This window comes from Pseudomonas juntendi (assembly GCF_009932375.1).
GTDB classification, from domain to species: domain Bacteria; phylum Pseudomonadota; class Gammaproteobacteria; order Pseudomonadales; family Pseudomonadaceae; genus Aquipseudomonas; species Aquipseudomonas juntendi.
In genome coordinates this window covers 37,516-61,978 of record NZ_BLJG01000039.1, presented here as the reverse complement: position 1 = coordinate 61,978, position 24,463 = coordinate 37,516, and the positions used below count along the sequence as shown (strand labels likewise).

General features: G+C 62.7%; 27 protein-coding genes. 13 read left to right on the top strand and 14 right to left on the bottom strand.

The genetic code is table 11. The annotated features are described in order from the left end of the window. The first annotated feature begins 198 nt into the window (after positions 1-198). Positions 199-645: a hypothetical protein gene (locus tag GYA94_RS06000; RefSeq protein WP_110678514.1), complete on the top strand. Its 447-nt coding sequence runs from the start codon at positions 199-201 to the stop codon at positions 643-645. Positions 646-675: 30 nt separating this feature from the next. Here GYA94_RS06000 and pbpG read toward each other — a convergent pair whose 3' ends face one another. After that, on the bottom strand, positions 676-1,602 hold the full coding sequence (gene pbpG / locus GYA94_RS05995) for a D-alanyl-D-alanine endopeptidase (protein WP_161891967.1): 927 nt from the start codon (positions 1,600-1,602) through the stop codon (positions 676-678). Between the two features lie 281 nt (positions 1,603-1,883). Next, positions 1,884-2,558: a polysaccharide lyase family 7 protein gene (locus GYA94_RS05990; protein WP_161891966.1), complete on the bottom strand. Its 675-nt coding sequence runs from the start codon at positions 2,556-2,558 to the stop codon at positions 1,884-1,886. Between the two features lie 227 nt (positions 2,559-2,785). On the opposite strand from GYA94_RS05990, the gene GYA94_RS05985 reads away from it, so the two are divergent. After that, positions 2,786-3,106: a DUF1654 domain-containing protein gene (locus GYA94_RS05985; RefSeq protein ID WP_167524214.1), complete on the top strand. Its 321-nt coding sequence runs from the start codon at positions 2,786-2,788 to the stop codon at positions 3,104-3,106. 38 nt (positions 3,107-3,144) lie between these two features. On the opposite strand, the gene GYA94_RS05980 is transcribed toward GYA94_RS05985, so the two are convergent. After that, positions 3,145-3,969, bottom strand: coding sequence for a S24 family peptidase (locus tag GYA94_RS05980; RefSeq protein WP_054905059.1), 825 nt, complete (start codon positions 3,967-3,969; stop codon positions 3,145-3,147). A gap of 159 nt (positions 3,970-4,128) precedes the next feature. On the opposite strand from GYA94_RS05980, the gene GYA94_RS05975 reads away from it, so the two are divergent. Continuing rightward, positions 4,129-4,440 (top strand): chemotaxis protein, encoded by a 312-nt coding sequence (locus GYA94_RS05975; RefSeq protein WP_161891965.1) that lies wholly within the window; start codon positions 4,129-4,131, stop codon positions 4,438-4,440. A gap of 97 nt (positions 4,441-4,537) precedes the next feature. Here the strand turns inward: GYA94_RS05975 and GYA94_RS05970 are convergent, their stop codons facing one another. Further along, the gene (locus GYA94_RS05970) at positions 4,538-4,720 is read right to left on the bottom strand and encodes a hypothetical protein (RefSeq protein ID WP_054905061.1); all 183 of its coding nucleotides are present in this window, start codon (positions 4,718-4,720) and stop codon (positions 4,538-4,540) included. A 94-nt stretch (positions 4,721-4,814) separates the two neighbouring features. After that, entirely contained in the window at positions 4,815-5,162 is a 348-nt protein-coding gene (locus GYA94_RS05965; RefSeq protein ID WP_110678505.1) for a hypothetical protein, read from the bottom strand. 159 nt (positions 5,163-5,321) lie between these two features. Here GYA94_RS05965 and GYA94_RS05960 point away from each other — a divergent pair, with 159 nt between their 5' ends. Then, positions 5,322-6,143, top strand: a complete 822-nt coding sequence (locus tag GYA94_RS05960; RefSeq protein WP_161891964.1) for a shikimate 5-dehydrogenase — start codon at positions 5,322-5,324, stop codon at positions 6,141-6,143. A gap of 73 nt (positions 6,144-6,216) precedes the next feature. Here the strand turns inward: GYA94_RS05960 and GYA94_RS05955 are convergent, their stop codons facing one another. The 3 genes from GYA94_RS05955 to GYA94_RS05945 form a co-directional block, all read right to left on the bottom strand. Beyond that, on the bottom strand, positions 6,217-6,459 hold the full coding sequence (locus GYA94_RS05955; protein ID WP_009686469.1) for a hypothetical protein: 243 nt from the start codon (positions 6,457-6,459) through the stop codon (positions 6,217-6,219). A gap of 84 nt (positions 6,460-6,543) precedes the next feature. Next, positions 6,544-7,071 (bottom strand): lactoylglutathione lyase, encoded by a 528-nt coding sequence (gene gloA / locus GYA94_RS05950; RefSeq protein ID WP_110678503.1) that lies wholly within the window; start codon positions 7,069-7,071, stop codon positions 6,544-6,546. 226 nt (positions 7,072-7,297) lie between these two features. Then, positions 7,298-7,657 carry a histone-like nucleoid-structuring protein, MvaT/MvaU family gene (locus GYA94_RS05945; protein ID WP_110678501.1) on the bottom strand — a complete coding sequence of 120 codons (360 nt, stop codon included), beginning with the start codon at positions 7,655-7,657 and terminating at the stop codon, positions 7,298-7,300. 360 nt (positions 7,658-8,017) lie between these two features. Here GYA94_RS05945 and GYA94_RS05940 point away from each other — a divergent pair, with 360 nt between their 5' ends. After that, entirely contained in the window at positions 8,018-9,307 is a 1,290-nt protein-coding gene (locus tag GYA94_RS05940; protein WP_110678499.1) for an OprD family porin, read from the top strand. 68 nt (positions 9,308-9,375) lie between these two features. Further along, a complete protein-coding gene (gene cobF, locus GYA94_RS05935; protein ID WP_161891963.1) occupies positions 9,376-10,125 on the top strand; it encodes a precorrin-6A synthase (deacetylating) in 750 nt (249 codons plus the stop codon). A gap of 61 nt (positions 10,126-10,186) precedes the next feature. Here the strand turns inward: cobF and GYA94_RS05930 are convergent, their stop codons facing one another. After that, positions 10,187-10,537 carry a response regulator gene (locus tag GYA94_RS05930; protein WP_110678495.1) on the bottom strand — a complete coding sequence of 117 codons (351 nt, stop codon included), beginning with the start codon at positions 10,535-10,537 and terminating at the stop codon, positions 10,187-10,189. Between the two features lie 248 nt (positions 10,538-10,785). Here GYA94_RS05930 and GYA94_RS05925 point away from each other — a divergent pair, with 248 nt between their 5' ends. Genes GYA94_RS05925 through GYA94_RS05905 form a run of 5 tightly spaced genes read left to right on the top strand, consistent with a single transcriptional unit; the run spans position 10,786 to position 17,286 of the window. Beyond that, positions 10,786-14,253 carry a response regulator gene (locus GYA94_RS05925; protein ID WP_047149658.1) on the top strand — a complete coding sequence of 1,156 codons (3,468 nt, stop codon included), beginning with the start codon at positions 10,786-10,788 and terminating at the stop codon, positions 14,251-14,253. Further along, positions 14,250-15,071 (top strand): CheR family methyltransferase, encoded by an 822-nt coding sequence (locus tag GYA94_RS05920; protein WP_009686478.1) that lies wholly within the window; start codon positions 14,250-14,252, stop codon positions 15,069-15,071. The genes GYA94_RS05925 and GYA94_RS05920 overlap by 4 nt, the downstream gene beginning before the upstream one ends. After that, a complete protein-coding gene (locus GYA94_RS05915) occupies positions 15,068-15,643 on the top strand; it encodes a chemotaxis protein CheB (RefSeq protein ID WP_029887038.1) in 576 nt (191 codons plus the stop codon). Before GYA94_RS05920 ends, GYA94_RS05915 begins: the two co-directional genes overlap by 4 nt. Further along, on the top strand, positions 15,637-16,863 hold the full coding sequence (locus GYA94_RS05910; RefSeq protein WP_054905071.1) for a hybrid sensor histidine kinase/response regulator: 1,227 nt from the start codon (positions 15,637-15,639) through the stop codon (positions 16,861-16,863). The genes GYA94_RS05915 and GYA94_RS05910 overlap by 7 nt, the downstream gene beginning before the upstream one ends. A 45-nt stretch (positions 16,864-16,908) precedes the next feature. After that, positions 16,909-17,286: a response regulator gene (locus GYA94_RS05905; protein ID WP_009686481.1), complete on the top strand. Its 378-nt coding sequence runs from the start codon at positions 16,909-16,911 to the stop codon at positions 17,284-17,286. A 48-nt stretch (positions 17,287-17,334) separates the two neighbouring features. On the opposite strand, the gene GYA94_RS05900 is transcribed toward GYA94_RS05905, so the two are convergent. The 3 genes from GYA94_RS05900 to GYA94_RS05890 are packed head-to-tail and all read right to left on the bottom strand — an operon-like array spanning position 17,335 to position 19,974. Beyond that, the gene (locus GYA94_RS05900; RefSeq protein WP_161891962.1) at positions 17,335-17,916 is read right to left on the bottom strand and encodes a TetR/AcrR family transcriptional regulator; all 582 of its coding nucleotides are present in this window, start codon (positions 17,914-17,916) and stop codon (positions 17,335-17,337) included. Between the two features lie 12 nt (positions 17,917-17,928). Beyond that, complete coding sequence (locus GYA94_RS05895; RefSeq protein ID WP_110678487.1) at positions 17,929-18,777, bottom strand: 3-hydroxybutyryl-CoA dehydrogenase; 849 nt, start codon at positions 18,775-18,777, stop codon at positions 17,929-17,931. Between the two features lie 12 nt (positions 18,778-18,789). Next, complete coding sequence (locus GYA94_RS05890) at positions 18,790-19,974, bottom strand: acetyl-CoA C-acyltransferase family protein (RefSeq protein WP_029887040.1); 1,185 nt, start codon at positions 19,972-19,974, stop codon at positions 18,790-18,792. 170 nt (positions 19,975-20,144) lie between these two features. Between GYA94_RS05890 and GYA94_RS05885 the strand changes: the two genes are divergently transcribed. Continuing rightward, complete coding sequence (locus GYA94_RS05885) at positions 20,145-21,155, top strand: AraC family transcriptional regulator (RefSeq protein WP_009686485.1); 1,011 nt, start codon at positions 20,145-20,147, stop codon at positions 21,153-21,155. 45 nt (positions 21,156-21,200) lie between these two features. Here GYA94_RS05885 and GYA94_RS05880 read toward each other — a convergent pair whose 3' ends face one another. Further along, entirely contained in the window at positions 21,201-21,641 is a 441-nt protein-coding gene (locus tag GYA94_RS05880) for a carboxymuconolactone decarboxylase family protein (protein ID WP_029887041.1), read from the bottom strand. Between the two features lie 200 nt (positions 21,642-21,841). Here GYA94_RS05880 and GYA94_RS05875 point away from each other — a divergent pair, with 200 nt between their 5' ends. Further along, the gene (locus tag GYA94_RS05875) at positions 21,842-23,035 is read left to right on the top strand and encodes a CynX/NimT family MFS transporter (RefSeq protein ID WP_110678481.1); all 1,194 of its coding nucleotides are present in this window, start codon (positions 21,842-21,844) and stop codon (positions 23,033-23,035) included. Here the strand turns inward: GYA94_RS05875 and pdxR are convergent. Further along, complete coding sequence (gene pdxR / locus GYA94_RS05870) at positions 23,028-24,461, bottom strand: MocR-like pyridoxine biosynthesis transcription factor PdxR (protein WP_161891961.1); 1,434 nt, start codon at positions 24,459-24,461, stop codon at positions 23,028-23,030. The two genes, GYA94_RS05875 and pdxR, sit on opposite strands and share 8 nt — an antisense overlap. Between the last annotated feature and the right edge of the window lie 2 nt (positions 24,462-24,463).

Here is a 24,463-nt window from a genome sequence, read left to right as displayed (position 1 = left end):
AAATCCTGCCGATTAAAATGAAAGCAAATGTTTCAAGCGATAAAGCCGACCTGCGCGGAGGGCGGCAGGTCGGCCAGGGGGGGCTCATGATGAGGTGTAACGAAACAGCCGGCAGGGAATTTAATTGGGCTAAAGCGCGGCGCGAAGTGGCCGATAGGATGGTTAGCGCAAAGACCGATCTTTCAGAAAGGGACCGACATGGCCGTCATCACAGCTGGCAACCTCATGATCAATGGCGTCTCGGCGCAGGCGCGCAGCGCCAATGCCGCCGCTGAACGCGACCAGGCCAAGCAGGCCGGCGAAGCGGTGGGCCCGCTGCAAATCAGCAGCGACAGCCTGAAGGTATCCGCGGGTAGCCAGGCACAGGCAACGGATACAGCGGGCAGTGGCGGGTCGGAGGCGGTAAGCGCCCTGCAACAGTTGATCAAGGACTTGCAGAAGCAACTGGCCGAGCAGCAGAAGCAGCTTGCCGCGTTGCAGAACAGCAAGATGGATGAGACATCCAAGGCGGCTGCGGTCGGTGCCAAACAGGCAAGCATCGCCACCCTCAACGGTCAGATCATGGCCGCTACCGCGCAATTGCTGGCGCTGCTGCAGCAAGAGGGTGGCAGCAGCTCCGGCTCAATGGTCAGCGCCACGGCCTGACGGCGCCATGGCCTGTAAGTTCGGGCCAGCTTACTCGGCCGCTACGCGCCCTTTGCCCTGGCGATCTGCCTTGTACTGCATGGCCACCGCCGGCGCTGGCTTGGCTGCACCGGTTTCCAGCCATTGGCGCAGGCGGCTGGCATCGGCGAAATGGGTGTACTTGCCGAAGGCATCCAGGATGACCATCGCCACAGGGCGGTTATCCATTCGGGTCAACAGCACCAGGCAGTGCCCGGCTTCGTTGGTAAAACCGGTCTTGGTCAGCTTGATGTCCCAGTTGCTCTTGTTCACCAGGTGGTCGGTGTTACGGAAACCCAGGGTGTAATTGGGCTTGCGGAAGGCCACGGTCTTCTCGCGGGTGGTCGACAGCTCGCTCAGCATCGGGTACTTGCGCGAGGCCATCAGCAGCTTGGACAGGTCGCGCGCAGTCGACACGTTCTGCGTCGAAAGCCCGGTAGGTTCTACGTAGCGGGTATGGGCCATGCCAAGGCTGCGGGCTTTGGCGTTCATCGCCTTGATGAATGCCGGGTAGCCACCGGGGTAGGCATTGGCCAAGCTATTGGCTGCACGGTTTTCCGAAGACATCAAGGTAATCAGCAGGGTCTCGCGGCGATTGAGCTGGCTGCCGGGGCGTACCCGTGAATACACGCCCTTCATCTCCGGGTTGTTGGCGATGGTCATGGTGAGCATCTCATCCATGGGCAGCTTGGCGTCCAGCACCACCATCGCGGTCATCAGTTTGGTCACCGAAGCGATCGGTACCACGCGGTCAGCGTGGTTCGAGTACAGCTCCTGGTTGGTATTGAGGTCGATCAGCAGCGCGCTGCCCGAAGCCAGGTGCAGTTTGGAGGGGTCGCGTTGCACCTTGGCCGAGGGTTGTGCAGCAGCGGTCGACGGCAGCGTCGCGGTACCTGTGAGCAACAGCAGCAGGCTGAGAATGGACAGGGATGTTTTCACGTTGAGGCTCACTAAAGGTTGGTATGTCGTTGGCTGTGCAAGGGTTTTCCCCCTAAAAACCGCTGCATTCTGGAGTATGGCCGAACGGCTGTCGAATGCCTTATATCTAAAGGGCGCAACGTGAACGAAATTTAATCCCGGACCCATTGTGTACCCTTCATGTGCTGTTCAGAAAGGGCGCCGCGCGGTGATAGGGGCAGGGCAAATTGTACGCTCAGTTCTGATCAGGTCCGGTACCGACCCGTGAGCAGGAGGGCCGGCACGCAAAGGGCGTTGTCGCCTCAGCCATGTATCAACGTCAGGTCGCTGATAATGCAGATCGAGCCATCGTCGACCGGCGTTTGGTCGTTGTAGTCGACCTGGTTGTAAACGCCGCCGTGGAATTCGAACTGGCGCGAAGCCCAACTGCCGTCGAGTTGCAAACCACCTGAAGTACCGGTTGCTCCCTTGCAGGTCGCGGTGACCGTGACCAGGCCCTGTGCCGTGACGTGCAGGCTGATGCCGAACTGCGCGCCCAGCGGTACGCCCTTGAGCACCGTCGAATTCACCGGGTCGGCCTGGTCATAGGTTTGGCGAAAGCCCAAGGTGATATCGCCTTTCTTCCAGAACACCTTGACGGGCGGGCCGTCGTCGCCGCGCACATGCATCTGGGCAATGACCACCTTCTGCGCTGCGTTGACCTTGGTCAACGTCATGCTTTGACGGCTCCAATGGTCCGCGGCACTGGCCAGCGTCCAGGAACGGGTCTCGGTCCATTCACAGCGGGTGCGGTGGGTACTCTTGCTCGACGCCCCTTTGGTCGGCGCAGAAAACTGGATCGAGCCGTCACTGAGTAGCGTGACCACCTCTGGGAGGCGGGCAATGGCTTCGTCACCGTCAAGTTCCAGGGCAACGGGGTTGGTTGCGGACACTACCACCGGGGTGGCGATCAACAGGTTGCTGATGTCTACGGCCATGGTAACTCCTCATGAACAGCAAGGTTTGAAGGGCAGACTGAATGCTGCCTGGTTCAGAAGTTAGCCAATGGCTAAATTAATTGTCAATAGCTTAAAGCTAAAAATTGCGCTGTGGGTGAAATTACCTGTTGGCGAAAATTTTCAGGGCAAGGCCTTTACGCTGGATTTGGCTGTGCGATAAGCTTTTGCCATGTACTGTACAAATATACATATATCAGGATGACAATATGCCTATGCAAACAGCGTCGACTACCCTTCAGCCCCCGGGAATGTCGGGTGTAGAGCGCCTGAGCCTGCGGGTATCGTCGATGATCAACCACCCTGTGGCCCAGACCCAGCGCTGGGTGCTGGTGCATCGCCTGCACAGCGATGGCGACGCGGAATGGGAAGAGGTGATGGGGCTGCTAATGGAAACACCCGAGTTGGACCTGACCTTCAACCCTGATGGCAGCGTGCTGGTGCGCTGGCAGCGCCACACCGGCCAGCAGTTTGACGAAGTGAGCGTCGAGCAGGGATGTGGGCCACTGGCGCCGGCTGCGCCGTTCTGAAATACCGGCGCCAGGCCGCTGCCGGGGCAGGTGGCGCCTTACACGAGGTGGGCATTCCACACCAGCAGGACCCTGGCCTGGATATAGGTTTCTTCGCGGCGAATCAGGCGGTCCTTGTGCCGTGAGTTGTCGGAAATCATCTCGAAATGATCGTCATCGGCAATCTGCAGGCGCTTGATGTAGATATGGTCACCCCACGCGAAAAAGTAGATCCCGTCGCCCACGAATTCGCGAATGCTTACATCGACGATCAGTGGGTCACGGTGCCTGATGGTGGGCTCCATCGACTGGCCCCAGCCAGTGACCATCTTCAGGTGGTGGTGCTCGCTGAATTCCACACCCAGTTCACGCAGGTGGCTGGGGCTGACCCGCACATCCTTGAACATTTCCGGGTAGTCATGGGGGATCTGGCCGCCCCCCATGGCTGCGCGCACATCATAGTGGGCAATCCATACTTCATCGCCCACCAGGCCGGGCCGGCCGTGGTCCGCCTGCAGCAATACGGTTTCCGCGGGCTCGGCAGCCGCGGCCAGCAGCCTCTGGCGGGTTTCTTCGGGGATGCCTTTGCCACTTTTTGCCAGCATCTGCTTGACCAGGTCGGCGGCGCACAGCGCGCCGTCGGCAGGCCCGCCCGAGGCCTGCGGGTGATCGCCGGGCGCCAGCGCGTCGAACCAGCCGCGTGGCAAGCCTTCGATACCCTCGATCCGCCGCGCCACGTCGTCGCCCAGGTTCTTGGCGGTCCTGTTGGAGAGAATCTGGCTCAGGTGCGCAGGCGCCATGCCCCAGCGCTCGGCGCAGGCGCCCTTTTTCTGGTCGGCTATCAGCTTGACCAGGTTCTGCTTGCGGATTTCATAGATGTCCATAAAGCGAAGCATGCCAGTGTTTAGCTCACTGCTAAATGTGCGCATGGCTAAATTTCTCTTGAGGTAAATTTATCCCTAGGCTAAATTAAACCTTCAGACAATAAAAGCCATGGCGATGCAATGCCGTGGATTGCCCATCTCGTCAGTAAAGAGGTTTACATGGATCCCACCGACCTCGGCCCAGGCACCCTCACGTGGCTGGGTGGTACAGGCACCGTGTTGCTCGGGGCCTTTCTATGGCTGCGCAAATGGCTGTCCAGAGATGCGGCAGACCGCGCGCTGGACAATGCAGACATTGCCGTGGTTCGCCGCCTGACGGAGCTGCTCGATAGCGAGCGCGATGCCCGCCGTGAGGCGGAGGCCAAGGCTGACCAGTTCGCCAAGGAGCGCAATGAACTGGTGGTCACCGTCGGCCGCTTGCAAGGCAGGGTCGTAGCCCTGACCAGTCAACTGGCCCGGGCCAAGGCGTGAAACGACCGACGACCCGCAGCCACCATGGCCAGACAAAAAAAAGCCCGCCATTTCGGCGGGCACAAGGGCGTAGGGAGCAACGCACAACAAATTCGGGTCAGGCTGCCAAAGTGCCTGGTTGCAACAGTTCAGCCAATGCGCGGGCTTGGGCAAGGGTCGGCACCGGCCCACTCACAGCCTCGCCGTTGCGCACCAGGTACCAGCAGGCCAACAGGCCTTGTTCACGCAGTGAAACCGGTACAGCGCTGCCGACAACGGACATGATCTGGATAGTGGCCATGGGGACCTCCTGTGAAACATGGGCCTACCATACACAGCCGCTACCAGGGTTTGAAATCAACGTTGTCGATAGTGGTCATTACTTCTATCAACCCTTACCAGCGTGGCGGGCCGTAATACACCCGTGGCGGGCCGTAGTAGGCCCGGTAGGCTGGCGGTGGCGGGGCCGGCGCATAATAAGGCTGGTAATAGACGGGCTGCGGCGGCGGCTGCACGTACACCGGTTGCGGCGGGTAGTACACCGGCTGGCGTTCCACGTACACCGTACGGTCGTGCCCGCCAGACACCGTAGCGCCAACCACCGCGCCAACCACGGCAGCGCCCAGTAGCGGGCCCGGTCCGTACCAACCGCCGCCATGGCCGTAACCACCGTGGGCAGCTGCAGGCCCGCTGATGGCCAAAGCGCCGACCAGCAGGGCGATTCCGGGAATGAGACGGTTCATATCAACCTCGCGAGTAAACCCCCAAAGTGGGGTGTCACTAATATGACTCCGGTATTTGTCAATTGCGCGCAGGGCAATGGTAAAGGTTGTGTAAGGGACGACCAGCGGTTGCCTCTGGTACGCTGCACAAACGTTTCAGTCATGACTCAGGAGCAGGCTATGTCGACAACTCCCGGCAGGGATACCGTGCTGTGCATTTCCCTGGCAGGCCGACCCGGTACATTCGGCGTGCGCTTTCACAACCACCTGTACCAACAGTTGGGCCTGGACTTTTACTACAAGGCCATGCGTACCGACGACCTGCCGGCCGCGGTAGCGGGAATTCGAGCCTTGGGCATACGCGGGTGTGGGGTATCGATGCCATACAAGGAAGCGTGCATGGCGCTGGTAGACGAGATCGACCCGTCGGCAGCGGCCATTGAGTCGGTCAACACTTTGGTGAACACCAACGGTCGCCTCACAGCCTACAACACCGACTATCTGGCCGTACGCCAGTTGTTGACCCGGCACCAGGTCGACCCGGCAACCGCTTTCGCCCTGCGCGGCAGCGGCGGTATGGCCAAGGCTGTTGCCAGCGCCTTGCGCGATGCCGGCTTTGCCGAAGGCACCATCGTCGCGCGTAATGCCCAGACGGGGCAGCAGCTGGCGGATATGTGCGGCTACCGCTGGCTGCCAGAACTCGGCGATATCTGCCCGCCGATGCTGGTGAATGTCACGCCAATCGGCATGGCGGGGGGCGCAGAAGCTGAAGAGCTGGCGTTTTCGGACATCGCCATCGCTGCTGCAGAGCGGGTGTTCGATGTGGTGGCCATGCCCGCGCAAACACCGTTGATTCGCCGCGCCCAAGCGCTGGGCAAGCCCGTGATTACCGGGCTCGAGGTGATTGCGCTGCAGGCGCTGGAGCAGTTCGTGCTGTACACAGGTGTGAGGCCGACGCCAGCGCAAGTCGATGCCGCCGTGGCGTACGCTCGCGATATCTGATTGCACCAGCAGCGGCCTCTTCGCGGTATGGCAGCGGTGCTGGCGAAGAGGCCGTTACAGGCCAAGGGGGCAATCAGAACACCTTGGTGCCGGCGTCCAGTTGCTGGTCGACCAGCGCTCGACCGTGGGCCAGTGACACATGCTGGGCACGCTCCAGGTCGGAGAAGAACTTCATCGGCATCGACAGGCGCCTGCTGGTATGGCCATCAGGGGCGGTGATCAGGCAACCGGCGGCGTAGGGCAGGGGCGAGTCAGGATGGGGCATCACGCTGGCGGTGATGGTGTGCTTGCGGTATTCACAGTGAAGGGATTGCATGGTTCTTACCTCGCTGTGGCATGGGAAGCAATTACCTTCATATACCACAGCAAGGGGGCGGTGGTTCCCGCCCCCGACGAACGCTTAGCCTGCCAGGTCGGCCGGCTGAATCACTTCGACCCAGTAGCCATCCGGGTCCTTGATGAACGCCAGGTGGTTCATGCGCCCGTCCTGCAGGCGCTTCTGGAACGGTACACCCAGCGCCTCGAAGCGCGCACAGGCGACGCGTACATCGGGTACCGACACGCAGATGTGACCGAAGCCGCGTGGGTCGGTATTGCCATCGTGATAGGCGAAATCGGCGTCGTTTTCGGTGCCGTGGTTGTGGGTGAGCTCCAGCACGCCAGGGATCGATTTCATCCACTGGTGACGGGCGGCATCATCGGCGGGGATCTGCGCCGGGTCGACCAGGGCCAGGAAGTACAGGCTGAAAGCGGCTTCGGGGAAATCACGCTTGTCTACTACGCGAAAGCCCAGCACACGGGTGTAGAAGTCCAGCGACTTTTGAATGTCCTTGACCCGCAGCATGGTGTGGTTGAAGACGAATTGGGCGGTGGCGGCGTCAGGTTGTGCGGTGACACCAGGCAAGGTTTGCAGATCGTGCAGGCTCATGGGAACTCCTGAGGCAGGGCCGGGCACGGGGCGCCGGCAAAACAGACAGGCTGGCCATGATACGTCAGTGCGCCGATTGCGCAAATGAAAGCGCCCTGCACGAGTGCAGGGCGCTGGAATTAGAGGCCCGCATGTGCGGGCGCGTGATGGGGTCGCTAGTCCTTTAGCTGCCTCGATACTGAGCCAGCCCTTGTGAAAAAAGTGTGAAGCACATGTTGATGTTTCATCAGCGAGCCCAGCTTTCCACCTCGGCGGCGCCATACTGCTCTTTCCAGGCTTTGAGGCCGCGGTGGTTGCCGCCTTTGGTCTCGATCCGCTCGCCGGTCTCGGGGTGTGTGTAAACCTTCACCACCCGCGGGCGACGGTGCTGTTTGGGGGCAGGGCTGGTGGTGCGCGCCCCGGCTTTGGGGTCAAGTATGGCAATGACATCGCGCAGGCTTTTGTCGTAGCTCTTCATCAGGTTGACGAGTTTCTGCTCGAACTCGATTTCGCGTTTTAACCCGGCATCCTTTTTCAACGCTTCCAGTTGCGCCATCTGTTCCTGGAGCGCTTTTTCCGCAGCACGAAACTCTGCAAGTCTGGACACTGTAATCACTCCTGTACGTCGGCTGTGGCGGGGCGTGACGAACATTGAAACGCATGAATACGCCGGCCACGCAGGTGGGTTTTACTGTTCGTTGATAGCGAGTGTAGTCACACATTGGGGCGGGGTAAACTGCTAACTTATTGCAAATAAGCGGGGAACTTTCCTAGTTGCCCATGCGCGATACAGGCGACTCGCCGAAGCGGCCTGGCAGGGCGCTTAGACCATAGTCCAATGGCCCGTTCCAGAGCCATTGCGCGATCATTTCAAAGTATGGCTGGCTGTTGCGCGGTCATGTCTCATTACCGTGGCAAGTCTGTGCCGCCGGTTGTCAACCCGCTTTGAATCTGGATGTTTCCCTGTATGTTTTCCCCCTATCCTCTCGCCCCGGGGCGTCGTGTTGCCGGCCTGTTCCTGTTATGTGCCGGTGCCAACGCCCAGGCTGGCGGTTTTCTTGAAGACAGCAGTGCCAAGGTTGAAGCACGCACTGTCTACTTCAACCGGGATTTCCGTGACGGCCACAGCAGTTCCGGCCAAGGGGCATCCAAGCGAGAAGAGTGGGCCCAGGGCTTTATCCTCAATGTACAGTCGGGTTACACCGAAGGCTTGGTAGGGTTCGGTGTGGATGCGCTGGGCATGTTCGGTGTGAAGTTGGACTCCAGCCCCGCCGACAGTAACAGCGGCTTGCTGCCGTCTTCCGGGCACAACCCGCGGCACTCCGCCGACCAGTATGCAAAGATGGGCCTGGCGGCCAAGGTCAAAGTTTCCAACACGGTGCTCAAATACGGTTCGATGATGCCGGATGTGCCCCTGCTCAAGTACAACGATGGCCGCCTGCTGCCGACGATGTTCCAGGGCGCCATGCTGACCTCCGAGGAACGCCGCGATCTGAAGTTCACCCTGGCACGCCTGGATCGGTACACCGCAAGGGATTCAACCGACCGCCAAAACATTCGCGTGCATTGCAAGAACAAGCGTTACGCCTGCGACATCGAAGCCGACCACTTCGACCTCGCCGGGGTCGATTACCGGGTCAACGAGCGTTTCGGAGCCCAGTATCAAGTGGCCAGGCTGGAGAACATCTATCGCCAGCAGTATTTCGGCCTGGTGGCCAGCCAACCGCTGCCGGTGGGCAGCCTTGCTGCCGACCTGCGGCTGATCAAAAGCGACGACATCGGCAACGCCCGCGCGGGTGCGATCGACCACCGCGCCGTCAGCGGCATGCTCGGCTACAGCCTGGGTGGTCACAAGCTCAGTGCTGGCTGGCAGCGCATGTATGGCGACAGCGCCATGCCCTACCTGGATGGCAGCAACCCGTACCTGGTCAACTATGCACAGGTCAATGATTTTGCCGCGGCCCAGGAGCGCTCCTGGCAAGTGCGCTATGACTATGACTTCAAGGCGTTGGGTGTGCCTGGCCTTACGTTCTTCACCCGGTACATCAACGGTGACCATATCCAGGTGCCAGGCAGCCATGCCGAAGGCAAGGAGTGGGAGCGCGACAGCGAGCTCAAGTACCAAGTGCAAAGTGGCACGTTCAAGGACGTCAGCGTGCGTTTGCGTAATTCCACCTACCGCAGCAACTATGAGCGCTGGGCGCGGGATATGGACGAAACGCGGGTGATCGTCAGCTACAACTTCTCGCTGCTCTGAACGGGTGCTTTGCCAGCGGCCTGGTGGCGCCCGACAATGGCTGCTGAACAGCACCGGAGGGCAGCACAATGAAACAGCTGTTGTTGATCGGCATCGGCCCGGGTGACCCACGCCAGGTCACGTACGAAGCCGTCGACGGGTTGCGCCAGGCCCACGTGTTCTTCGTGCTCGACAAGGGCAGCGTCAAGAACGAGCTGGTGCAGCTGCGCAAGGCCATCCTGCAGCGGTACCGCCCCGAGGGCGGCTATCGGCTGGTTCAGGTCGCCGACCCGCTGCGCGATGGGCAGGCCGACGCGTATGTGCAGGCGGTACAGGACTGGCACGTACAACGTGCAGCGCTGTATGCGCAACTGATCGAACAGGAACTCGGCGAAGGCGAGACCGGCGCCTTTCTGCTGTGGGGCGAGCCCACGCTCTATGACAGCACCTTGCGCATCCTCGACCTGGTCTGCGAGCGAGTTGGCGCCCTGCACCTGCAGGTCATTCCGGGCATCAGCAGCGTGCAGGCACTGGCGGCGCGCCACCGTGTTGCGCTCAACCGCATTGGCGAACCGCTGACCGTGCTGCCTGGTCGGCGTCTGGCCGGGCAGGGGAGTATCGACAATGTGGTGGTGATGCTCGATGGGCAGTGCGCGTTCGCGGCTATCGATGACCCGGCCTTGACGATTTACTGGGGCGCTTACCTGGGCACGGCTGACGAACGGCTGATCGCCGGGCCGCTGCAGGCGGTGAAGGCGCAGATTCTTGAAGTGCGTGCGCGGGAAAGGGCGCGCAAAGGGTGGATCATGGACACCTACCTGTTGCGCAGGGAGCTGTAACGGGCACCGTATTTTCTGCCCCTGCGCTGCCTGCGCGCTGGTCAAGCGGGCGTCGCAGATTTCAGGCAGGGGCGAGAATAGCCGTCACCTTGTCGCGCAGCTGGTCGATGCTGAACGGCTTGCCGATCATGTGCATGCCCTCCGGTACATCAATGTTTTCGGCGTAGCCACTGGCGAACAGCACCGGCAACAGTGGCCGCAGTTCGCGTGCCTTGGCTGCCAGCGCCTCGCCGCGCATGTCCGGCAGGCCCACGTCCGTCATCATCAGCGCCAACGGCTGGCGCTGGTCTTCCAATACCTCGAGCGCCGCGGTGGCATTTTCCGCCTCGATCACCGAGTAGCCCAAATCGCCGAGCACTTCGAGCATCAGCATACGTACGATCTCGTCGTCTTCGACTACCAAAAGGTGCATGGTTCGGGTCCTGTGCAATTGAATGTCTATGATCTGTGCACAAGGCGACAGCAGAAGTTCCCGAGGATACCGATACTTGCAATCAGATGGAACGATTGGCACACAGCACTTTCAAATACTGGCTAAATGCCCTGCCAGAGCCGCTAAAGCTGGTTAGACTTCGCTTGTCGGCACGGCGCAGCGGCACATAACCATAACGATTGTTCCGCCATTCTTTTCCATGGATTTTCTTGCTCGGGCGTTTTCTCATGATTCAAGCAGCCTCGATGGACCAGCGCAGCTTCCGCAAGCTGTTGAGCCGCAACATCGGCCTTCCTTTGGGGGTGGGCCTGCTGGGTGCCGTGGCGTTCGTCGCGGTGATCAACTACCTGCTCTCGGCCATGCAATGGGTCGAACACACCGACCGGGTCATTGGCAATGCCAACGAAGCGGTGAAGCTGTCGATCGACATGGAAACCGGCATGCGCGGCTTCCTGCTGACGGGTGACGAGCGCTTCCTCGACCCCTATGAGGTGGCCAAGCCGCGCATTCTCAGCAGCTTGCAGGGCCTGAAAGGCATGGTCGAGGACAACCCGCAGCAAGTTGACCGTATCGACCGGCTGATCGCCTTGCAGCAAGCCTGGAATGACTTCGGCAGCGGCATGATCACCCTGCGCCGCAATGACGGCCCCTACCGGGAGCTGATCGGTAACGGCCGCGGCAAGCGCCTGACAGACGAGATTCGCAAGGAATTCGCCGACCTCATTGCCACCGAGCAGCAGTTGCGCATGGCACGCAACGAGAAGGTCAGCACCGTCACCGTAACCTCCATTTCGGCGTTCGTGCTGCTGATCGTTGGCCTCAGCGCCTTGCTGGCGTACCTGGGGCGCCGCGATCTGTTGGCGTTGTCCAGCAGTTACGACGACAACCTCAAGGCCCAGCAACGTTCTGCCGAGCGCCTGGAGCACCAGGCCTGGCTGCGCAACGGCCAGACCCAGCTGGCTCAACAAGTGCTTGGGCAGCTGACCCTGAACATGCTCGGCGACAACATTCTGCGGTTCTTTGCCTCTTACCTGGGCAGTGTGGTCGGGGCGTTGTACGTGCGCGACGAGCATGGCCGCCTGGTACGCGTTGCCTGCTATGGTCTGGATGCCGAAGAGCAGGCGCGCGAGCAGGTGCTGGGTGATGGTGAGGGCCTGCTGGCCCAGGCCGTGCGTGAAGGGCGGCTGCTGCGCCTGGACGACCTGCCGCAAGACTACTTCCAGCTCAGCTCCGGCCTGGGCAAGGGCTTGCCGCGCAGTGCACTGTTGATGCCGGCCAGCGACGGCGGGCAGATCAACGGCGTGCTCGAACTGGGCTTCCTGCGGCCGCTGCAGGCGCGTGACGACGAACTGTTGCAGCGCGTGGAGGGCAACCTGGGTATGTCCATCGAAAGCGCCCGTTACCGCCAGCGCTTGCAGGAAGTCCTGGCCGAAACCCAGCAATTGAACGAAGAATTGCAGGTGCAGCAGGAAGAGCTGAAAACGGCCAACGAAGAACTGGAGGAGCAGTCCCGCGTGCTCAAGGAGTCCCAGGCCCACCTGGAAACCCAGCAAGCGGAACTGGAGCAGACCAACGAGCAGTTGTCCGACCGCACCGAAGCGCTGGACCGCAAGAACGAGGAGCTGACCCAGGCCCAGGAAGAGCTGCAGGCGCGCGCCGATGAGCTGCTGCGTTCGAGCAAGTACAAGTCCGAGTTCCTCGCCAACATGTCCCACGAATTGCGCACGCCGCTGAACAGTTCGCTGATTCTGGCCAAGCTGCTGGCCGAGAACGTTGAAGGCAACCTCAGCGGTGAGCAGGTCAAGTTCGCCGAGTCGATCTACTCGGCCGGCAACGACCTGCTCAACCTGATCAACGATATCCTCGACATCGCCAAGGTCGAGGCCGGCAAGCTTGAAGTGCGACCTGAAACCACCCACCTGGACCGCCTGGTCGAAGGCCTGCGCGACATGTTCGAGCCGTTGGCCGGGCAAAAGGGACTGGCCTTCGAGGTCACCGCCCAGGCTCAGGTGCCTGCCACCCTGTTCACCGACCGCCAGCGACTGGAGCAGATCCTCAAGAACCTGCTGTCCAACGCCATCAAGTTCACCGAGCGCGGCCAGGTCAGCCTGAACATCGGCTACCAGCCAGACAGCGGCATCGTGTTTTCCGTGCGCGATAGCGGCATCGGCATTGCTGCCGACCAGCAGCAGGCAATCTTCGGTGCGTTCCACCAGGTCGATGGCACCAGCAACCGCCGGTATGGCGGGACTGGGCTGGGGTTGTCGATTTCCCGCGACCTTGCCCATTTGCTTGGCGGGCAGATCAGTGTCGAGAGCAGCCCCGGGCAGGGCAGTGTGTTCAGCCTGGTATTACCCGAACGCTACGAGAACCTGGAGCAGGAGGTCGAGCCCCTCAGCCTGCGCCCGGCTGTCGATACCCTGCCGCCAGTACCGCAACTCGCCACTGCCCAGGCGCCGAAGCTGCCGCAACTGGCCTTCACCGACGACCGTGACCGGGCGCCTTTCAGTAACCGCTGCATCCTGGTGATCGAAGACGAGCCGAACTTCGCCCGCATTCTCTTCGACCTGGCCCACGAGCTGGGTTACAGCTGCCTGGTGGCGCATGCGGCCGACGAAGGTTTCGAGCTGGCGGCCCGGTTCATACCCGATGCGATCCTGCTGGACATGCGCCTGCCTGACCATTCCGGCCTGACCGTGCTGCAACGCCTGAAAGAACAGGCCGATACCCGGCACATTCCGGTGCATATCATTTCCGTCGAGGACCGTGTCGAGGCCGCCATGCACATGGGGGCAGTGGGCTACGCCGTCAAACCCACCAGCCGCGAAGAGCTCAAGGAAGTTTTCGCGCGCCTGGAGGCCAAGCTGACGCAGAAGCTCAAGCACATTCTGCTGGTGGAAGATGACGACCTGCAGCGCGAAAGCATCGCCCGCCTGATCGGTGACGACGACGTCGAGATCACCGCCGTAGGCATGGCGCAGGAGGCCTTGGCACTGCTGCGGGAAAACATCTACGACTGCATGATCATCGACCTCAAGCTGCCAGACATGCTCGGTAACGAACTGCTCAAGCGCATGACTGCCGAAGATATCCGCGCCTTCCCGCCGGTGATCGTGTATACCGGCCGCAACCTGACCCGCGAAGAAGAAACCGACCTGCTCAAGTACTCGCGCTCGATCATCATCAAGGGCGCCCGCTCACCCGAGCGGCTGCTCGACGAAGTGACGCTGTTCCTGCACAAGGTCGAATCGCAGTTGTCCAACGAACGCCAGCGTATGCTGAAGACGGCGCGCAGCCGCGACAAAGTGTTCGAGGGGCGCAAGGTGCTGCTGGTAGATGACGATGTGCGTAATATCTTCGCCCTGACCAGTGCACTAGAGCACAAGGGCGCGATCGTCGAAATCGGCCGTAACGGCCGCGAGGCCATCGAGCGCCTGGAGCAGCATGACGACATCGACCTGGTGCTGATGGATGTGATGATGCCGGAAATGGACGGCTTCGAAGCCACCCGGCTGATCCGCCAGCAACCGCGCTGGCGCAAGCTGCCGATCATTGCGGTGACTGCCAAGGCCATGAAAGATGACCAGCACCGTTGCCTGCAGGCCGGCGCCAACGATTACCTGGCCAAACCGATCGACCTGGACCGCCTGTTCTCGCTGATCCGCGTATGGCTGCCGCAACTGGAGCGAATTTGACTAGCGAACGTAACACCGATATCGAGATCCGCTTGCTGATCGAGGCCATCTACCTCAAGTACAGCTATGATTTCCGCAATTACTCCGGCGCTTCGATCAAGCGCCGGATCCTGCATGCGTTGCGCCAGTTCGGTTGCCAGACGGTATCGGCCTTGCAGGAGCGCGTGCTGCACGACCCTGGCATGTTCATGCAGTTGCTGCAGTACCTGACGATTCCGGTCAGCGCGATGTTCCGCGACCCGGGCCATTTCCTGGCGCTGCGCACCGAGGTGGTGCCGCTGTTGCGCACCTGGCCATCGATCAAGGTGTGGATCGCCGGCTGCAGCACGGGCGAGGAGGTGTATTCGATGGCCATCCTGCTGCGCGAAGAAGGCCTGCTCGAGCGCACCATCATCTACGCCACCGACATCAACCCGCACTCGCTGGACAAAGCCAAGCAGGGCATCTACTCGATGCAGAACATGCTCGACTACGCCGAGAACTACCGCATCGCCGGTGGCCGCCGGGATTTCGCCGAGTACTACACGGCAGCGTATGGCAACGCGATCATGGACAGCACCCTGCGTGAAAACGTGACCTTCGCCGACCATAGCCTGGCCACCGACAGCGTGTTCTCCGAGACGCAGTTGGTGTCTTGCCGCAATGTGCTGATCTACTTCAACAAGGAGCTGCAGGACCGCGCCCTGGGCCTGTTCCATGAATCGCTGTGCCATCGCGGTTTTCTGGTGCTGGGCAGCAAGGAGTCGGTCGACTTTTCCGCTTACAGCGACGGTTTCGAGCCGCTGGTCAAGCCTGAACGGATCTATCGCAAATCATGAAGGGCGTACAAGCGGTGGTGATCGGCGCCTCGGCCGGCGGGGTGTCCGCGCTGTTCACCGTGCTAGGCGGGTTGCCGTCGGGGTTCGCCATTCCGGTAGTCTGTGTGTTGCACCTGCCGGATGACCGCCACAGCCAACTGGCCGAGGTGCTGCAACGCCGCCTGCTTCGTCCCGTGTGTGAGGCACGTGACAAGCAACCGCTGCGCCCTGGCCAGATCTACGTGGCCGGGCCGGGCTATCATTTATCGGTAGAACGCGACTTCACCCTGTCGTTGAGCCAGGAACCACCGGTGCATTTTTCCCGGCCGGCCATCGACTACCTGTTCATTTCCGCGGCCGATGCCTACGGTGCCGGCCTGCTTGGCGTGCTGCTCACCGGTGCCAATGAAGACGGTGCCCAGGGGTTGGCTTACATCAAGAACAGCGGCGGCCGGACCATCGTCCAGGACCCTCGCGACGCACAGGTGGCGCTGATGCCCGAGGCCGCCCTGGCCCTCCATCAGCCCGACCATATTCTTACCTTGAGTGGGATCGAGCAGTTGCTCGCCGCCCTGGAACCCAGCGCATGCTAAGCAACACTATCGCCAAACTGCTGATCGTCGACGACCTGCCAGAGAACCTGTTGGCCCTCGATGCCCTGATACAGGGCGAGGACCGTGAGGTGCACCAGGCCCAGTCTGCCGAAGCCGCCTTGTCGCTGTTGCTCGAACACGAGTTCGCGCTGGCTATTCTCGATGTGCAGATGCCGGGCATGAACGGCTTCGAACTGGCCGAACTGATGCGCGGTACGGAAAAAACCCGCCACATCCCTATCGTTTTCGTCACCGCAGCCGGGCGTGAAATGAACTACGCCTTCAAGGGCTACGAAAGTGGCGCCGTGGACTTCCTGCACAAACCGCTGGATACCGCTGCGGTGAAGAGCAAGGTGTCGGTGTTCGTCGACCTTTACCGCCAGCGCAAGGTGCTTGACCGCCAGTTGCAGGCGCTGGAGCGCAGCCGCCAGGAGCAGGAAGTGCTGCTGGGCCAGCTGCAGGCGGCGCGCGGTGAGCTGGAGCATGCGGTGCGCATGCGCGACGATTTCATGTCGATCGTGTCCCACGAGGTGCGTACCCCGCTCAACGGGCTGATCCTGGAAACCCAACTGCGCAAGCTGCACCTGGCGCGGGGCAACCTGGCGGCGTTCAGCGCCGACAAGCTGCAGGCCATGGTCGAGCGCGACGAGCGCCAGATCAACAGCCTGATCCGCCTGATCGAAGACATGCTCGATGTTTCGCGCATTCGTACCGGCAAGCTGTCGCTGCGGCCCAAAGCGTTCGACCTGAGCGAGCTGGTGCAGCGGTTGGTGGAGAATTTCACCGCCCAGGCCACGGCACTGGATACGTTCATCGAGTTGCAGCATTGCCAGCCACTGCAGGGGGAGTGGGACGAATTTCGGATTGAACAAGTACTGGCCAACCTGTTGTCCAATGCCTTGCGTTATGGTGAACGCAAACCGGTGCAGGTAAGGCTGTACGAGCAGGACGGCCTGGCGTGCGTGCAGGTGCAGGACCATGGCATTGGTATCGATATGGCTAACCAGCAACGTATCTTTCAGCAGTTCGAGCGCGTCGCAACTCAGCAAGCTACGGGTGGCCTGGGCTTGGGCCTGTATATTTCCGACCAGATCGTGCAAGCGCATGGCGGTCGGATTGTGGTGCAAAGCGAGGTGGGCAAAGGTGCGACCTTCACCCTGCAACTGCCCCTGGCTGCAGTGGAACAACTAAACGACCAGGCGTGGGCAACCTCTGCATAAGCCTGGGGTCTGATGGCCAACTGGAAGAATTTTCAAGGCGTTAACATGAGTGAAGATGCACAAGACGTAGTGCTGGTGGTCGAGGACGAACCAGCGATACGCATGATTCTGCGGGACTACCTGGCGGGCGAGGGCTACCACGTGCTGGTCGCCGAGGACGGTGAACAGGCGTTTGCCATCCTGGCCAGCAAGCCGCACCTGGACCTGATGGTGACCGACTTCCGCCTGCCGGGCGGGATCTCCGGGGTGGAAATCGCCGAGCCGGCGGTGAAGTTGCGGCCCGACCTGAAAGTGATCTTCATCAGCGGCTACCCCGCCGAGATCCTCGAGTCCGGAAGCCCGATCACCCGCAAGGCACCGATCCTGGCCAAGCCGTTCGACCTGGACACCTTGCACGAGCAGATCCAGGCACTGCTGCGCTGATACCCGTCAAGGCCCTGTCACCGGCGCGCGCTGACGGGCCGGTGCTGATCAACGCAAGGTCCGTTCCAGCCCACCCAGCACCATGCTCTCCATCAACACCAGCGCTTGCGCTTCAGGCAATGCCTGCAGCGCGCCGGGCAACTGGTTCAGCAGCGTTGCAACCACCTGCGCGGTGGCCACCAAGGCTGGCCCCTGCAGCTTCGCCTGCGGCGCGATCAGCCGCAACAGCCCGGCCTCATAACGCCCGCGCAACTGCGTCAGGCGTGCCTGCTGGGCCTCGCTCAGGCAACAGAAATCACGCTCAGCCAAACGAAACTGCAGGGGCCGTTCGGCATGCAAATGCCAATGCGCCGCGATCAGGCAATTCAAGGCTGAAGCGCCGCGGGCCACGGCCCGCCGCCCCTGGTCCAGCAGGGCCTGCAACTCCTCGTACAGTTCCTCGATCAAGTCGAACAGCAGGTCCTGCTTGCTGGGAAAGTGGTGGTACAGCGAGCCGGCCGTCAGCCCGACATGTGCGGCCAATTCGCGCATGCTGACCTGGCCAAAGCCTTTTTCGGCAAACAGCGCCATGGCCTGTTCACGTCGCTCTTCGAAATTGGCACAACGCATCGCGGCATTGATCGGGGGCATGGCGCCTGGGCCTCAGTAGGTGAAGAAGCCGCGGCCGCTCTTGCGCCCCAGCCAGCCGGCCGCCACCATCTCCTTGAGCAGCGGGGCAGGGCGGTACTTGCTGTCGTTGAAGCCCTCATGGAAGGCCTCCATGATCGCCAGCAAGGTGTCCAGGCCGATCAGGTCGGCCAGCGCCAGTGGGCCGATCGGCTGGTTGCAGCCAAGGCGCATGCCGGTGTCGATGTCCTCGGCGCTGGCCAGGCCTTCCTGGCGTACGAATATCGCTTCGTTGATCATCGGCACCAGGATGCGATTGACCACGAAGCCCGGCCGGTTGCCAGCAGTGATCGGGGTCTTGCCCAGCTTCTCTGTCACCAGCAATGCCTGGGCGTAGGTACCGTCGCTGGTCTGCAGGCCACGAATGATCTCGACCAGCGCCATCATCGGCACCGGGTTGAAGAAGTGCACGCCAATGAAGCGCTCGGGGTGCTCGATGCTGGCGGCCAACTGGGTCACCGACAGCGACGAGGTATTGGTCGCGATCAGGCAATCGGCGGCGACGTTGCTTGCCACCTGCTGCAGGATGCGTTGCTTGAGCTGCAGGTTCTCGGTGGCCGCTTCGATCACCATCTGCATCGTGGCCAGCTGGCCGTAGTCGGTGCTGGTGCGGATCCGGGTTTTGGCTGCCGCTGCCTGCTCGGCGGCGAGGGTCCCTTTGCTGACCTGGCGCTCGAGGTTCTTGCCTAGCGTTGCCACCCCGCGCTCCAGGGCGGCGTCGGCCACGTCCACCAGCAGCACCTGGTAGCCTGCCACCGCACACACTTGGGCGATGCCGTTGCCCATGGTGCCGGCGCCGATCACGGCGATCTGTTCAATGTTCATCTTTCAGTTTCCTCAAACCCGCTCGAAGACCACGGCGATGCCTTGGCCGCCACCTATGCACATGGTGGCCAGGGCGTAGCGCCCCTGAATGCGCTGCAATTCATGGATGGCCTTGGTGGCGATGATCGCGCCGGTGGCACCCACCGGGTGGCCCAGGGAAATGCCCGAACCGTTGGGGTTGACCTTTTCCGGGTCGAAGCCCAGTTCGCGGGCCACCGCGCAAGCCTGGGCGGCGAAGGCTTCGTTGGACTCGATCACATCCAGGTCCTGCACCTTCAGGCCGGTCTTCTCCAGCACCTTGCGGGTGGCGGGGATCGGCCCCAGGCCCATCAACTCGGGTTCCACCCCGGCGTGTGCGTAGCCCACCAGCCGGGCCAGTGGCTTGAGGCCCAGGCGCCGCACCGCGTCACCGCTGGCCAGCACCAGACCAGCGGCGCCGTCGTTGATGCCACTGGCGTTACCGGCAGTCACGGTGCCGTCTTTCTTGAACACCGGCTTCATGCCGGCCAGTTGCTCGGCCGTGACCTCACCGCGCACATGTTCATCGACACTGAACTGCACGCTGCCTTTGCGGGTTTTGAGTTCCAACGGCACGATCTGGCTGGTGAAGCGGCCCTCGGCAATGGCGCGAGCGGCCCGGCGCTGGCTGGTCAGGGCCAGCTCGTCCTGCATTTCGCGGGTAATACCCTGGCTGGCCGAGACGTTCTCGGCGGTGATGCCCATGTGGAAGTGCTGGAAGGGGTCGTGCAGTACCCCGACGGTGTAGTCGATGCCTTGCAGGTCACCCATGCGCGCGCCCCAGCGTGCCTGTGGCAGCAGGTAAGGGCCGCGGCTCATGGACTCGGCGCCAGCGGCAATGGCCACGTCGGTGTCGCCCAGCAGCAGCCCTTGGGCCGCCGAAACAATGGCCTGCAGGCCCGAGCCACACAGGCGGTTGACATTGAACGCCGGCGTTTCCTTGGGGATGCCGGCGTTCATGGCCGCAACCCGCGCCAGGTAGGCATCACGGGGTTCGGTAGGGATCACCGTGCCCATTACCACGTGGCCGATCTGTTCGGCGGCCAGCCCCGAGCGCTCGATGGCGGCGCGGGTGATGGCGCTGGCCAGGTCGGCCAGCGGCAGGTCCTTGAGGGAGCCGCCAAAGCCACCGATGGCTGAACGGACGGCACTGACGACGTAGATTTCTGCGCTGCTCATAGAGGCTCCGATTGCATAGGCATGGCGGGACTGGGCCAGGCTCTGCGAGAATGGCCGGCGAGGTCCCGAAGTGGGTCCGAGTCTAGGCAAAGGCTCTGTTGCAGCCTATGCCGGAACTGTTCAAACAACCTGGCACTTTTTGCCACTCAGCATAGACAGCGAACACCGCCATGCGCGATAGCGATTCGGTCGCCGTGTACTTCCTCAACGCCATGCTGCATGCCCTGCGCGATTGCCCCGCCGAGCGTGACGCGCATTTGCGTGCGGTGGGCATCGACCCGCACCTGCTCGACCAACCGCAGGCGCGGGTGCCGGCCCGGGCCTTCGCCGAGCTATGGCTGGCAATGATCCGGCGCCTGGACGATGAGTTCTTCCGCCTCGACAGCCATGGCATGCCGTTGGGCAGTTTCGCCCTGATCTGTCGGGGCCTGATCCTGGAACCCAACCTGGAAAAGGCTCTACGCCAGTGCCTGGCAGGCTTTGGCCTGTTCCTGCACGATCTGCGCGGCAGCCTGACCGTGCGCGGTAGCCGGGCGCTGATCAGCGTGCAGTCGAGCATCGCCGACCCGTTGACCCGGGTATACGCCGAGGAAACCTACCTGGTGCTGATGGTCGGCCTGCTGTGCTGGCTGGGCGGGCGCAGGGTGGCGATTGACCGGACCGAACTGGCAGTGGCCCGCCCAGCCCAGGAGGATGACCTGCTGTTGTGGGGGCCGGACCTGCGCCTGGGCAGCGGGCGTACCGAGGTGGAGTTCGACAGTGCCTGCCTGCGCCGGCCGGTGGTCCAGGACGTGGCGGCGCTGAAAACCTTCCTGCGCAGCGCGCCGCAGGGGCTGGTCATTCGCTTTCGCAACCAGAACGGCCTGGTGGCCGAGGTGTACCGGCATTTACGGGCGCGTGGCTATGGGCAGTGGCCCACGTTGGCGTCGCTGGCACAGCAGCAGGGTATCAGTGCCAGCACCTTCCGCCGGCAGTTGGAGCGCGAGGGGCGCTCCTACCAGCAGATCAAGGACGAGGTACGCCGGGCGATGGCTTTCGAGCGCTTGCGCGAAGGCGTGCTGAGCATTGCCGAGATCGCCGAGCAGGCCGGCTTTCAGGAGCCCAGCGCGTTCCACCGGGCGTTCAAGAAATGGACCGGGCAGAGCCCCGGTAGCTACCGCGCGCGGTTGGCCGGGCGCTGATCTTGGCCAGTGCCGACCCTTGCGCGGGTGCCACCGCGCCAACACTCAGCCCGCCGGCACCATGGCGAAGCCCACCCCGAAGCGGTTCCAGGCATTGATGGTGGCGATCGCCAAGGTCAGGTTGACCACTTCGGCCGGCTCGAAGTGCTGCAGCAGGGCTTCGTACTCGCCCTGCGGCGCACCCCGTTCAGGCAGGCGGGTAAGGCTTTCGAGCCAGGCCAGTGCTGCCCGTTCACGCGGGGTGAAGTACGCGGTTTCCTGCCACACGCACAGTGTTTGCAGGCGTGCCTCGGTCTCACCGGCCTTGCGCGCATCGTTGGCATGCAGGTTGACGCAATAGGCGCAGCCGTTGATCTGCGAGGCGCGCAGGCGCACCAGTTCCAGCAGCGAGTTTTCCAGGCCGCACCTGGCCAGCGCCTGTTCCAGGCCGACCATGGCTTTGTAGGCTTCGGGCGCGTGCTTGGCCCATTCGATACGGTTGTGCATGGCTGTCTCCAATGCGGATGTGGGGGGTGATGGCGCTACTGTAGCGCCGTTGATTGGCCACCCCGATAGCCAATTGCACGCTTGCGCAGGAGGCCAATGTCCATTCAGCTGGCCACTGACAGGCATCCAATCTCTTCATTTCTGCGCAGCCAGCCAAGCCGGGATAATGGTCGATCTGGCACGAAGAGAAATGAACGACCATGAGACCTGCGCTGAACCTGTTGCTGGTGATTTTGTTGGCCCTGAACCTGCGGCCCATCCTGACCAGTATCGGCCCCTTGCTCGAGCCCATGCGCGCCACTACCGGGCTGGGCTACCAGCAGGCCGCCCTGCTGACCGCTTTGCCGGTGCTCTGCATGGGCCTGGTGCCGTTGCTGCAGCCGTGGCTGCGGCGCTGGCTCAGCGAGCACGGCGGTATGCTGGGCGGCCTGGCGGCGATTGCCATGGCTTGCCTGTGGCGCCTGCAACTGGACAGTGCCTGGGCACTGATCGCCAGTGCGGTGGTCGCTGGCCTGGGCGTAGCGGTGGTACAGGGCATGATGCCGGGGCTGGTGAACCGCTGGTTCCCCCGCCGCCTGGCGGCGGCCATGGGCCTGTATTCGGCGGCGCTGATGAGTGGCGGTGGCCTGGCGGCAGTGCTGGGCCCGCACATCAGTGCGCACTTCGGCCACTGGCAGGCTGGCCTGGGCCTGTGGGCGGTGCCGGCCGTGCTGGCGTTGCTGGCCTGGGCCGTGCTGCGGCCACGCCATGGCACAGCGAAGCTGGCAGGGGCATCCGGTGGGCACTGGTTCGGCACGCGCCGGGCCTGGTTGCTGGCCCTGTACTTCGGCTTGATCAATGGCGGTTACACCAGCATGGTGGCGTGGTTGCCGGCCTACCACACCGAGCACGGCGGCAGCGCCCAGGGTGGCGCCGACCTGGTGGGCCTGATGACCATTTTCCAGGTGGCCGGCGCGCTCGGTTTGCCGCTGTTGCTGCGGCGCTATGCTGACCGGCGCCCCGGTTTGTGGCTGGCGCTGGCAATTCAGCTGGTCGGCTTTCTCGGCCTGTTACTGGCCCCCACCGTGGCCCCGGGGCTGTGGGTGGCGCTGATCGGTTTCGGCCTGGGCGCTTGCTTCAGCCAGTGCCTTACGCTGACCCTGGAGCATTTGCAAACACCAGCCGAGGCGGGCAGCCTGGCGGCATTTGTGCAGGGCATCGGCTTCATCATCACCGGGATCGTGCCCTACATCACCGGTTGGCTGCGGGATGTCAGTGGTGACTTCCAGGCGTCGTGGACCCTGTTGACGGTCACCGTGCTGGCCATGCTGTGGGTCACCACGTTTTTCAACCCGCGCGGTTACTCGGCCGCCATCGCCCGCCCGGCAACCGGCAAGGCGGCACCGGTCAGTTGAGGTGCTGCAGGGTGTCGCGCACACGATCCAGTGCGGGGTCGATATCCAGCAGCTCAATGGCACCGAAACCCATCAGCAAGCCCTGCCGCGCAGGCGCTTCGCTGAAGAACGGCGCCAGTGGGTACAGGCCGACCTCGACCTTGCGCGCCAGGTTGGCCAGTAATTCCACGTCGACCCCTGGTCTGGCCATCGCGCTCAGATGAAAGCCGGCGCTGGCCGGAACCGCGCTGAACCAAGGGGCCAGGTCGCCCTGCAGGCGCGCCAGCATGCGTTCGCGGCGCGCGCTGTAGACCTCATGGCAACGGCGAATGTGCTTGTGCAGGTGGCCCTCGGCAAGAAAGCGCGCCAAGGCCCACTGCAGCAAGCTCGGGCTGTGCCAGTCACTGAGGTGCTTGGCCACACAGGCGGCCTGCAGTACGGCAGGCGGCAGCACGGCGTAGCCCAGGCGCAGCTCAGGCAAAAGAGTCTTGGAAAACGTGCCCACGTAGGCCACCAGCCCCTGTCGGTCCAGGCGCTGCAAGGCATCCGCAGCGGGCCCGTGGTAGCGGAATTCACAGTCGTAGTCGTCTTCGATGATCAGCGCCCCCAGCTGCGCAGCCCGCGCCAGCAGCGCGTGCCGGCGCGCCTCGCTCATCGGCATGCCCAGCGGGAACTGGTGAGACGGCGTGACGTAGATCAGCCGGGTGCCGTCGGCGATGTGCTCGACGCACAGGCCTTGGTCGTCGACCGGTACCGACTGCAGCTGCGCGCCCAGGGCCAGGAACAGCTGCCGTGCCGGTGGGTAACCGGGGTCTTCCATGGCCACCTGGCAACCTGGCTCGACCAGCACGCGGGCGATCAGGTCCAGGGCCTGCTGGGCGCCGTTGCACACCAGCAGGTCGGCTGCGCTGCAGTGCACGCCACGGGTGTAGGCGATGTGGTGGGCGATGGCCTGGCGTAGTTCAGGCAAACCCTGGGCCGTAAAATGCCGTTCGGGGTGGCGCTGGCTGCGCCGCAGGGCGTAGTTCAGGCAACTGCGCCACTGGTCGAAGGGGAATTGGGCCTTGCTCGATACGCCGCCGATGAAATCGTAGCGTGAAGGGGCCTGCGCCTGGCGTTGGCTGAGCACCGTGGCGCCCGCTTGCCAGCGTTCGAGCGATGCACTGGCGGCCAGGGTGATGGCGGCAGGTTCGCTGCTGCGCAGCGGCTGGCGCGGCGTGACGAATGTGCCACGGCCCACCACACCGCTGAGCAGGTTGTCATAGGTCAGGCGTGAGTAGGCTTCGGCTACCGTCTTGCGCGACACACCCAGTTGTTCGGCCAACAGACGGGTGGGTGGCAGCTGGGTGCCCGCTGCCAGGTGGCCACTGTCGATGCCAGCGCGCAATTGCTGGTAAAGCTGGTCGGTGAGGCCTTTGCGGCCATCCAGGCGAATGTGCAGTTCCATGG